Source organism: Frigoribacterium sp. CFBP 13605 (genome assembly GCF_014839405.1).
Classification (GTDB): Bacteria; Actinomycetota; Actinomycetes; order Actinomycetales; family Microbacteriaceae; genus Frigoribacterium.
Map to the genome: position 1 here is coordinate 1 of NZ_JACYNS010000088.1, position 10,291 is coordinate 10,291.

Below are 10,291 nucleotides of genomic sequence, written 5' to 3' on the forward strand. Positions count from 1 at the left end.
ACGAAGGACTGGTCGACGGCGACCTGGGTGTCGACGCCGTTGCTGAGGTCGGCGATCGACGCGGCGGGCGTCGAGGCGGCGCTGGGCTCGGAGGACGTCGAGCTCGACGAGGAGGACGTGTCGGTCGAGGTGCCGGAGTCCATCGAGCACGCGGCGAGGGAGAAGAGCAGGGCGCCCGAGGCGACGAGGCCGAGGGTGGTCTTGGTGATGTTCTTGCGAGTGAAAGCGTTCATGGTGAAGCTCCTTGTCAGTTGGTCCCGGTGGGGATGTACTGGGTTCGCCACCGGGCCCGAAAAGGATTGGAACGCATCATCTTCGTTACCCCGCCGTGACCTCCACCGCCGCGTGCGGCTTCACCCGGCGAGGAACTCGTCGGTGTCGTCGGCGATCCGAGTCGACTGCGTGTGGTGCAGGTAGTGGTCTCCGTCGAGCGCGACGACCTGGCCGCGGTCGACGCTCGCCGCCTGGACCTCGTGCAGCTCGAGCCAGCCGTCGTCGTCCGCGCCGTTCTGCACCACGAAGAGAAGGACCGGCAGGTCCGCCGGGAACGTCCGTCCGCTGACCGACGCGACGTTGCTCGCGGTGTGGTCCATCTCGTCGAGCAGGGTCGGGGCGGTCGAGTTCTTCGTGGTGAGGAAGCGCATCTGTTCTTTCGTGCCCTCGTCGTAGGGCAGTCCGGCGTAGGCGTCGCCGGCGAGTGCGCTCGCCACGCGGAGCAGACCCAGGCCGCGAAGCGTGGCCAGTCCGTCGGTCGGCACGGGGTCGTCCGTGCCGGGCTGGTCGGGGACGCTGCTGTCGATCCCGATGAACGCCGTGAGTTCGTCCCCGAAGAGCCTGCTGTACTCGAGGGCGTAGACGCCCGAGATCGAGTGCCCCATGAGCGCGTAGCGGTCGATGCCCAGTCGGCGAAGCGCCTCGTGCACCTCGCCCGCGATGTTCTCCGCCGTGCGGGGGGAGTCGGTCTGGTCGCTCAGCCCGGTGCCGAACGGCTCCACGGCGACGACGCGATGGGTGTCGTCGAGCTCGGAGATCAGTGGCTGGAAGTCCAGGCCGGGTGCCGCCGTGCCGAGGCCCGGAAGCAGGACGATCGTGTCCGCCCCGGACCCGCTGACGACGACGTTCATCTCCCTCCCGTCGACGGACACGAGCTCGCCGTACGAGGTGATGGCGGCCAGCTCCGACCTCGTGGCGACGACGTCGACGATCGACGTGGTCGCCAGCGTCAGGACGGGCAGGGCCACGAGAGCGCCGACGGTCCGCAGGGTCACCTTGAGGGATGTGCGCACGGGGTCCTCTCTCCGGGCGTCCGGGTCGGGTCCGGACGCTCCTCCGGAAGCACACCAGAGGGTGACGTCCTCGAGAAGTGCCGAGGCGTCACCACATCCCGTGACGGATGTCATCACCGGCCGTTCCCGCCCTCGCGGGTCGTCGCCCTCCGTTATTTTCGTGGGGTGATGAACTCTCGTGGCTCCCGTTCCCCCGACGGTCGCGGACGGACGGGCCTCGACCTCACCGGCCGCGACCTCGCCCGCAACCCCGACGTCGTGGTCCGCGACGTCGAGGTGACCTCGGACGGCTGGCACGTGCTCCGCCGCACCACCTTCGACGTGCGCGGTCGCGACGGGCGGTGGTCGACCCAGCAGCGCGAGACGTACGACCGCGGCAACGGGGCGACGATCCTCCTGTTCGACCCGCGGCGGGGGACGGTGCTCCTGACCCGGCAGTTCCGGTTCCCCGCCTACGTGAACGACCATCCCGACGGGATGCTGGTCGAGACCGCCGCGGGACTCCTCGACGAGGACGATCCCGAGACCGCGATCCGCCGAGAGACGCGCGAAGAACTCGGGGTCGAGGTGGGCGGGTTGATCCACGTGTTCGACGCCTACATGAGCCCGGGGTCGGTGACCGAGCGCGTGCACTTCTACGCCGCCACGTACTCGGTGGCCGACCGCACCGGTGACGGGGGTGGCGTCGAGGTGGAAGGGGAGGACATCGAGGTCCTCGAGCTGCCGTTCCGGGACGCCCTCCAGATGATCGCCGACGGGCGCATCGTGGACGGCAAGACGATCATGCTGCTCCAGTGGGCCGCCCTGAACCCGGGCCGCCTCGACCTCCGGTCCTGAGCGGGCGGCCGCGGGTGGTCCGGATCACGTGTTCGGGAGCCACTCCCGGATCGTGGCCGCGACCAGATCGAGGTGCGACTCGAGCAGGAAGTGTCCACCGTCGACGAGCTCGACGCGAGCGTCGGGGGAGTCGCGGGTGAACGCACCCGCACCGGTGGCATCGAAGATCTCGTCGTTGCGGCCCCAGATCGCGAGGACCGGGACGCGGGAGGCGCGGAGCCAGGAGTGCACGGCGGGGTACAGGGTGCGGTTGGTGGCGTAGTCGCGGAAGAGCGCCAGTTGGACGTCGTCCTGTCCCGGTCGGGCGAGGAGCGCGAGGTCGTGCTCCCAGGCATCGGGGTCGACGGACGTGGGGTCCGGTACACCGTGGGTGTACTGCCACTCGACCGCCTCGCGGCCCAGGGCGGGCCGGAGCGCGTCGCGCGTCTCGGGTGTCCGTTCGGCGGCGTCGGCCCAGATCGGGTCCCAGAAGCTCGGCACGAAGCCTTCTTCGTACGCGTTGCCGTTCTGCGAGACGACGGCGGTCACCGCGTCGGGCTCGGCCAGCGCGAGGCGCCACCCGACGGGGGCGCCGTAGTCCTGCACGTAGATCGCGTACCGCGCGACGCCGATGATCGACAGGAAACGACCGGTCACCCGCGCCAGGGCCTCGAAGGTGTAGTCGAACTCGTCGACCGACGGGGCGGAGGAGCGGCCGAAACCGATGTGGTCGGGGGCGATGACGCGATATCGGTCGGCCAGTGCGGGGATGAGGTGGCGGAACATGTGCGAGCTCGTGGGGTAGCCGTGCAAGAGGACGAGGACGGGCGCGTCGGCGGGCCCGGCGTCGCGGTAGAAGACGTCGAGCCCGTCGACGGAGGCGGTGCGGTGGTGGACGGTGTGCATGTCTAACCCCTTTGGATTGTTTTAGTGGTTATTCCGACGGTAGCATGGTCGAGATGCGCCGGACGGTGCGAGAGAGCGGGGAGACGTGCTGCGTGACGAAGAGCTGCTGCTGGCCGTGCTGAACAGCGCACCGGTGGTCGACGGCATCCCGACGGACGCCCTCGAGGGCGCGGCAGGGCGAGATCTGGCGCGGACCTGGGGTGGTACCGGCTCCTCGGGCGAGGTCGCCCAGCTCCGGCGCGTGCGGGAGGCCCTGCACGCCGTCGTCCGCGGTGGTGACGACGGGGCCGTCGGCGAGCTCGCCGACGTCATGGACCGGGCCGTGCAGATCCCCCGGACGACCCGGGACGGCGTCGTCTGGGAGCTCCGGGTCGCCGATGACGACCGCCTCGCCGCCGAAGCCGTGTCGGCGTGGTCGAGCGTGACCTCGCGGCTCCCCGGGCGCCTCCGGGCCTGCGCGAACGACGAGTGCAACCTCTTCCTGGTGGACCACAGCCGTCCGGGCAGTGCGAAGTGGTGCTCCATGGCGACCTGCGGCAACCGGATGAAGGCGCGGACGCACGCACGCCGCGTGAAGGACTGAGCGCGCCTCCTCGGGGCCGCTCGGCGTAGCGTCGTCCGGGTGGATGCTCCGGCCCTCGGCGCATCCCTCGATCGAGGGAGCGCGTCATGAAGGTCGTCATCACGGGATCACGAGGCAAGGTCGGCCGTGCCGCCGTCCGCCGGTTCGTCGAGGCCGGGCACGACGTCCTCGGCGTCGACCTCGTCCGGCCCGTCTTCGACACGGGCGTCGACGAGCCCGGCCGGTACGTGATGGGCGACCTGACCGACGCGGGGACCGCCTTCTCCGTCGTCGCGGGGGCCGACGTCGTCGTCCACGTCGCGGCCATCCCGCAGCCCACCGCGAACCCGGCCCACGTCGTGTTCCACACCAACCTGATGTCCACGTTCAACCTGGTCGAGGCGGCCGTACGGTTCGGCGTGCCCCGCTTCGTCAACGTGTCGAGCGAGAGCATCGTGGGCAACTTCTTCCCCGAACGGCCCTTCCTGCCCGACTACGTGCCGGTCGACGAGGAGCACCCCCTCCACCCGCAGGACCCCTACGCCCTCTCGAAGGCGTTCGGCGAACAGCTGATGGACGCCGCCGTCCGCCGCTCCGACCTGCGCGCGATCTCGATCCGCCCGAGCACCGTCCACGACGAGAGCAACTACGAGGCCAACCTCGGCCCTCAGGTGCGCGAGGCCGACCCCGACAGTGCGAACTTCGGCAGCTACGTCGACGCCGACGACCTCGCCGACGCCCTCCTGCTCGCCGCAGAGTCCGACCTGCCGGGTCACGAGGTCTTCTACATCGCAGCAGCCGACAACGCCGGCGGCCACGACTTCGCCGCCACGCTCCGTCAGCACCACGGCGACCGGATCGAGTTGCGCGAACTCGCCCGGGCCGACGCGTCGGGCATCTCGACCGCCAAGGCGGCCCGCATGCTCCGCTGGAGGGCGAAGCGCTCCTGGCGAGACCACCTCGACACCGAGGGTCACGCCCTGCCGAAGGCCTGACCGCCGACGAGCGTCAGAGCAGCTCGGCCAGCAGGGCGAAGGTGCGGTCGGTTGCCTCGAGGTGCCTGTCGTGGTGGACGCAGGGCGGACGACGGATCCGCCAGGCATGTCACCATGGGGCGTACGCCGACCCGACCGAGCCGACGCACGCACGAACGCACGAGAAGGGCACGATCATGGCCGATGCCGGGTTCAGCAAAGAAGAGAAGGCCGCCATGAAGGAGCGCGCCGCCGAGCTCCGGGCCGAGGCGAAGCGTCAGAAGCTGGCCGACAAGTCGGCCGCCGAGGCGCAGGACGCCGCGGACGCCATCGCGGCCATGACCGACGTCGAACGACCGATCGCCCAGATGGTGCACGAGGTCGTCGCCGAGCACGCCCCGAACCTCGCCCCCAAGACCTGGTACGGCTTCCCCGCCTACGCCGGGGAGGACGGCAAGGCCGTCGTGTTCTTCCAGCCCGGCGCCAAGTTCGGCACGCGCTACTCGACCCTCGGGTTCCAGGACGGTGCGCAGCTCGACGACGGCACGCTCTGGCCCACCTCGTACGCGGTGACCGGCGCCGACGACGCGACCCGCGCCTCCGTCGCCGCCCTCGTCCGGAAGGCCGCCGGACTCTGACGCGTCAGTACGCGTCGGCCGACAGGGCGATCAGCAGGTAGGCGACCGGCCCGGCGAAGGCGAGGAGCACCGCCAGGGTGACGGCGGTGATCGGCAACCCCATCAGGCGCTGTCGGAGGGCGAGGGAGACCACGCCGACGACGACCGTCACGACCGCGAGGACCCAGCACAGCACCGACGCCACCGTCGCGACGCCGAAGGCGTGGATGCCGTACGCCGCCGCCTCGCCGCGGTAGGAGTGGATCATCGGCTGGAGGACGACGAAGGGGACGACCCCGGTGACGACCACGAGCACCACCGAGGTGATCGGCAGGACGAGGCGGGCGGGGTGGCGTGGCCGAGGGCGGGCCGGGCCCGGCGGCGGAGCCGGAGGCGCGGGCGGTGCGACGGGAGGCCAACTCATGCCGCCACCCTAGGCGGACCGTTCGGTCGACGCCGTCGCGGACGCGTCCCTCGGCCCGGCGCTATGATCGTCCCCACAACACACGGGAGTCCGGTGAGCCGGGCTGAGAGGAAGCGAACCACGCTTCGACCGTTGAACCTGATCTGGGTCATGCCAGCGCAGGGAGGAGAAGAACAGATGTCCACGTCCACGCCCGAAAACCGTTCCACGGCGGCTCGCGACAGGTCGACCGGCTTCACGCCGAAGGCTCGCACCACCCCCACCCGGCGCTGGCGCGTCGTCGACATCGTGGTGGCCAGCGTCATCGGCGTGGCCGCCGGCGTCGTCTTCTGGGCCTGGGGCCTGGCCTACACGCCCATCGACAGCGTCCTGAGCTTCTCGGGCGGCTTCGAGGGCATCCTCAACGGCGGCTGGCTCTTCGCCGGCGTCCTGGGCGGCATCGTCATCCGCAAGCCCGGGGCCGCCGTCTACACCGAGGTCGTCGCGGCGGTCGTCTCGATGCTGATCGGGACCCAGTGGGGCTTCTCGGTGCTCATCTGGGGCATCGTCCAGGGCCTGGGCGCCGAGATCGTGCTCGCGGTCTTCCTCTACAAGTCGTGGCGGATCGGCACGGTGCTGCTCGCGGGTGCCGTCGCCGGCCTCGCCGTCGGCCTGATGGACACGAGCTTCGCCTCGGCCGCCGCCTACGCCGCCGGGTCGAAGACGATCTACGTCGTGACCTCGGTCGTCTCGGGCACCGTCATCGCCGGCCTGCTCTCGTGGCTCGCGGCCCGCGGCCTCGCCCGCACGGGCGCGCTCTCGCGGTTCGCCTCGGGACGCTCGGCGGACGCCCGGATCTAGGCGCGCCTCCTCGTGGTCCTTCCCGTGAGCGGAACGAGCGGCGGACGACCGGCGGTGGACGCGGGTGCCCGCGTCACCGCCCGGGGCTGGGGGTGGCGGCACGCCGGTCGTCGCCTGCCCGCCGTCTCGCAGCTCGACCTCGACGTCGCCCCCGGTGAGCGCGTGCTGCTGCTCGGCGCGTCCGGCGCCGGCAAGTCGACGCTGCTCGCCGGCCTCGCCGGGGTGCTGGGCGGAGACGACGAGGGCGACGAGGCCGGCGACCTGCTGGTGGACGGCCGCGCCCCCGCCGAGCAGCGCGGCCGGGTCGGCCTCGTCCTGCAGGACCCCGACTCGCAGGTCGTCCTCGCCCGCGTGGGCGACGACGTCGCGTTCGGCTGCGAGAACCTCGGCGTGCCCCGCGACGAGATCTGGCGCCGCGTCGGGCACGCCCTCGACGCCGTCGGGCTCGACCTGCCGCCGTCCGCGTCCACGTCCGAGCTGAGCGGCGGCCAGAAGCAGAGACTGGCGCTGGCCGGGGCCCTCGCCATGCGTCCTGGCCTGCTGCTCCTCGACGAGCCGACGGCCAACCTCGACCCCGAGGGCGTCGTCGAGGTGCGCGACGCCGTGGCCCGCGTCGTCGCCGACACCCGGGCGACGCTGGTCGTCGTCGAGCACCGCGTGTCGGTCTGGCTGCCCGTCGTCGACCGCGTCGTCGTGCTCGACTCCGGTGGGGGAGTCCTGGCCGACGGTCGCCCCGACGACGTGCTGCGTGCCGAACGCGACCGCCTCGTCGCCGCCGGGGTCTGGGTGCCCGGCGCCGCGCCTCCTGCGCCCGTCCGGTCGCGCACGACCGGTGACCGGTTGGTGACGGCGTCGGGTCTCGACGTGGGGCACAAGGGGCCCAAGGGCCGCGCGGTGGCCACGGGCATCGACCTCACGGTCGTCGAGGGGCGGGCGCTCGCGGTGACCGGCACGAACGGCTCGGGCAAGTCCACGCTCGCCCTCACCGTCGCGGGGCTGCTCGCCCCCGTCGCCGGAGTCCTCGAGGCCACGCCGTCGTTCGCCGACGGCGCCGGTCCGTCTCCGATCCGATGGAAGCCCCGACAGCTGCTCACCCGCGTCGGCACCGTCTTCCAGGACCCGGAGCACCAGTTCCTGACGGCGACCGTCCGTCGTGAGCTGGCGGTGGGGCCGGAGGCGCTGGGCGCGTCCCCGAGGGAGGTCGCGTCGCGCGTCGACCACCTCCTCGACCGCCTGCGTCTCGACCACCTGGCCGGTGCGAACCCGTTCACGCTCTCGGGCGGCGAGAAGCGCCGGCTCTCGGTCGCGACCGTGCTCGCCTCGCGCCCGTCGGTGCTCGTGCTCGACGAACCGACCTTCGGGCAGGACGCCCGCACCTGGCACGAGCTCGTGGTCCTGCTGGCCGACCTGCTCGACGAGGGCCGCGCGGTCGTCGCCGTGACCCACGACGCCGAGTTCGTGGCCGCCCTAGCCGACGACGTGCTCGACCTGAGCGCCCACGCCCGCCGCGCCGACCCCGTCGAGGCGCGTCGATGAGCGTGCTCACCCCGGTCGTGGCGACCGGCGTGGTCGGGCGCGTCAACCCGGTCGCGAAGCTGCTCGCCGCCGTCGTCCTCGCGCTCGCCCTCCTGCTGTCGATCGACTGGGTCTCGGCCGGCACCGCTCTGCTGCTCGAGGGGCTGTTGCTGCCCTTCGCCGGTCTGTCGGCCCGGCAGCTGCTCGCCCGTACGGCGCCGCTCTGGATCGCCGCCCCGACGTCGGTCGTCGCCATCGCCCTCTACGGACGCGACGGCGGGGCGTCGGTGGTCGAGTGGGGGTTCCTCTCGGTGACCGAGGGGTCGCTGGCCCTCGCCGGCGCGATCGGCCTGCGCATCCTCGCCGTCGGGGTGCCGGGCATCGTGCTGTTCGCGACGACCGACCCGACCGACCTGGCCGACGGTCTCGGGCAGGTGTTGCGGCTGCCGGCGCGTTTCGTGCTGGGGGGACTCGCCGGGTTGCGTCTGGTCGGGCTGTTCATGGACGACTGGCGCCAGCTCGCGTTGGCCCGACGTGCCCGGGGCGTCGCGGACTCGGGCGGTCCGATCGGTGCGCTGCGGCGGTTCGGGCAGCAGGCGTTCGCGTTGCTCGTGCTGTCGGTCCGACGCGGCAGCAAGCTCGCCACCGCCATGGAGGCCAAGGGCTTCGGCAGCGACGCCCCGCGCACCTGGGCGCGTCCGTCGTCGTTCGGCCTGCGGGACGTCGTCCTCGTCGCCATCGGCGTCGTCATCGCCGCCACCTCGGTGACCGCGGCCGTCCTGGCCGGCACGTGGGAGTTCGTCCTTGCCTGAGCACGTCGCCGTCGACGAGGCCGTCGACGTCCTGCTCCGCCGAGCCGAGGAGGCGCGGGTCGGCTCGCGTCGCGTGGTCCTGTTGATCGACGGCCGCTCGGGTTCGGGCAAGACCACGCTCGGCCGTGCGGTGGCCGCCGCGTGGCCCGACGACCGGCTGGGCCCTGCACGGCTCGTGCACCTCGACGACGTCTACCCGGGCTGGTACGGGCTCGAGGCGGCCTCCCGGGCGCTCGAGACGTCCATCCTGTCGCCGGTCGCTCCGGGATGGCAGCGGTGGGACTGGGAGCACGACCGCGCGGGGGCGTGGGAGGTGCTCTACCCGGCCGTCTCGCTGATCGTCGAAGGGGCCGGGGCGGTGACCCGCGCCTCCTCGTCGCTCGCCGACGTCCGCGTCTGGCTGGAGCTCGACGCCGACACCCGTCGGCGACGGGCCCTCGACCGCGACGGTGCCGCCTTCGAACCGTGGTGGGACGTCTGGGCCGCTCAGGAGGATCGGCACCTCGCGCGCTCGTCGCCCCGGGAGCTCGCCGACGTGGTCGTCTCGGCCGGGTGGTCGCCGACCTCAGAGCACGCCCCGGGCTCGGAGCAGGTCGCCCAGGACGGGTGACACGGCGAGTGCGAACGCGGTCGTGAGGTGGACGCGATCCTCTTTCACGGGGACGTCGCCGACGAACGCCGGACAGAGGTCGCTGACGCAGGTCAGCACACGCAGGTCGACCAGCACGCCGCCGATCGACTCGAGCACGTCCTGATCGGCGGCCGCGCGGTCGATCCAGGTACGGGACGTCCGGGAGATGCAGTCGACGGGGCTGCCCCCGCGCCGGAAGCACGACGCGATGTCGGCGTCGTCCGGCGGCGGAGTGAGGACGACGACGGACCCCGCGGCCTCGGCCAGGCGCCGGGCGTAGGCGCCGAAGCCCTCGGACCACCGATCGGGCGTGATCGTGCCGCCTCCGTCCTCGGAGAGCGTCTGGTACGAGTTGGTCACGAGGACGACGTCGGGGTGCGTCTCGTCGATCAGGGCGAGGGTCTCGTCGTTGTGCGCCCGGCAGGACTCGAGGATGCCCGTGACGTCGTTCTGGACGCGGATGTCGACGAACGGGCAGGCGAACTTGGCCCGGTTGACGAGGGTGAACCCGCTCTCGGCCGACTCGGCCAGGGGGACGAGCGCGTCGAGGTGGTGCATCGCCGTCGAGTCCCCGACGAGCACGACGGTGGTGCTCGCCGAGGGAGAGGTCCACGAGCAGTCGGCCGGGGTGAGGCCCTGGGCCTCGGCGTCGCCGCAGGCGAGGTGCGGGCTGCCGGTCCGCGTCCCGTCGAGGACCGACTCGATGCTCGGGTCGAGCTCGGGCCACGAGGTCGCCGACAGCGCCCTGCCCACCTCGCCGGACCACTCGTCGACCGACGGGACGTCGAGGCCGTCGAGGCCGTCCGTCCCGCCGGGCTCGCCGGGCCCGCCGGTCGTCCCCCCTGCGGCGCCGTCGGTCGCCGCGGAGGGCAGGACGGGTGGGGCGGCGGCGGGGCGGACGGCGTCCA

General features: G+C 72.4%; 12 protein-coding genes, 1 pseudogene and 1 riboswitch. Of the genes and pseudogenes, 8 read left to right on the forward strand and 5 right to left on the reverse strand.

What is annotated here, in order from left to right:
- Positions 1 to 233: pseudogene (locus tag IFT36_RS13045) on the reverse strand (hypothetical protein); the annotation flags it as partial.
- Positions 234 to 353: 120 nt separating this feature from the next.
- The gene (locus IFT36_RS13050; RefSeq protein WP_307785105.1) at positions 354 to 1,286 is read right to left on the reverse strand and encodes an alpha/beta hydrolase; all 933 of its coding nucleotides are present in this window, start codon (positions 1,284 to 1,286) and stop codon (positions 354 to 356) included.
- 168 nt (positions 1,287 to 1,454) lie between these two features.
- On the opposite strand from IFT36_RS13050, the gene IFT36_RS13055 reads away from it, so the two are divergent.
- On the forward strand, positions 1,455 to 2,123 hold the full coding sequence (locus tag IFT36_RS13055; RefSeq protein WP_200413347.1) for an NUDIX domain-containing protein: 669 nt from the start codon (positions 1,455 to 1,457) through the stop codon (positions 2,121 to 2,123).
- A gap of 24 nt (positions 2,124 to 2,147) precedes the next feature.
- Here IFT36_RS13055 and IFT36_RS13060 read toward each other — a convergent pair whose 3' ends face one another.
- Positions 2,148 to 3,008 carry an alpha/beta fold hydrolase gene (locus IFT36_RS13060; RefSeq protein ID WP_056048477.1) on the reverse strand — a complete coding sequence of 287 codons (861 nt, stop codon included), beginning with the start codon at positions 3,006 to 3,008 and terminating at the stop codon, positions 2,148 to 2,150.
- Between the two features lie 85 nt (positions 3,009 to 3,093).
- On the opposite strand from IFT36_RS13060, the gene IFT36_RS13065 reads away from it, so the two are divergent.
- From IFT36_RS13065 to IFT36_RS13075, 3 genes are all read left to right on the forward strand, one after another.
- On the forward strand, positions 3,094 to 3,591 hold the full coding sequence (locus IFT36_RS13065; RefSeq protein ID WP_123571882.1) for a CGNR zinc finger domain-containing protein: 498 nt from the start codon (positions 3,094 to 3,096) through the stop codon (positions 3,589 to 3,591).
- 86 nt (positions 3,592 to 3,677) lie between these two features.
- A complete protein-coding gene (locus IFT36_RS13070; protein WP_200413348.1) occupies positions 3,678 to 4,565 on the forward strand; it encodes an NAD-dependent epimerase/dehydratase family protein in 888 nt (295 codons plus the stop codon).
- Between the two features lie 176 nt (positions 4,566 to 4,741).
- Positions 4,742 to 5,182: a hypothetical protein gene (locus tag IFT36_RS13075; protein WP_192122693.1), complete on the forward strand. Its 441-nt coding sequence runs from the start codon at positions 4,742 to 4,744 to the stop codon at positions 5,180 to 5,182.
- A gap of 4 nt (positions 5,183 to 5,186) precedes the next feature.
- On the opposite strand, the gene IFT36_RS13080 is transcribed toward IFT36_RS13075, so the two are convergent.
- Positions 5,187 to 5,585, reverse strand: a complete 399-nt coding sequence (locus IFT36_RS13080) for a hypothetical protein (RefSeq protein WP_192122692.1) — start codon at positions 5,583 to 5,585, stop codon at positions 5,187 to 5,189.
- Between the two features lie 73 nt (positions 5,586 to 5,658).
- A riboswitch (TPP riboswitch) is annotated at positions 5,659 to 5,767 on the forward strand.
- Between IFT36_RS13080 and IFT36_RS13085 the strand changes: the two genes are divergently transcribed.
- The 4 genes from IFT36_RS13085 (at position 5,763) to IFT36_RS13100 (ending at position 9,362) form a co-directional block, all read left to right on the forward strand.
- On the forward strand, positions 5,763 to 6,425 hold the full coding sequence (locus IFT36_RS13085; protein WP_123571879.1) for an ECF transporter S component: 663 nt from the start codon (positions 5,763 to 5,765) through the stop codon (positions 6,423 to 6,425). (Overlaps the previous riboswitch by 5 nt.)
- A 24-nt stretch (positions 6,426 to 6,449) precedes the next feature.
- Positions 6,450 to 7,961, forward strand: a complete 1,512-nt coding sequence (locus tag IFT36_RS13090; RefSeq protein ID WP_307785106.1) for an ABC transporter ATP-binding protein — start codon at positions 6,450 to 6,452, stop codon at positions 7,959 to 7,961.
- Entirely contained in the window at positions 7,958 to 8,752 is a 795-nt protein-coding gene (locus IFT36_RS13095) for an energy-coupling factor transporter transmembrane component T family protein (protein ID WP_173152591.1), read from the forward strand. Before IFT36_RS13090 ends, IFT36_RS13095 begins: the two co-directional genes overlap by 4 nt.
- The gene (locus IFT36_RS13100; protein ID WP_249408629.1) at positions 8,745 to 9,362 is read left to right on the forward strand and encodes a nucleoside/nucleotide kinase family protein; all 618 of its coding nucleotides are present in this window, start codon (positions 8,745 to 8,747) and stop codon (positions 9,360 to 9,362) included. The genes IFT36_RS13095 and IFT36_RS13100 overlap by 8 nt, the downstream gene beginning before the upstream one ends.
- Here IFT36_RS13100 and IFT36_RS13105 read toward each other — a convergent pair.
- The coding region (locus IFT36_RS13105) for an SGNH hydrolase domain-containing protein (RefSeq protein ID WP_200413349.1) at positions 9,318 to 10,291 on the reverse strand (974 nt) is incomplete at its 5' end. The genes IFT36_RS13100 and IFT36_RS13105 overlap by 45 nt on opposite strands.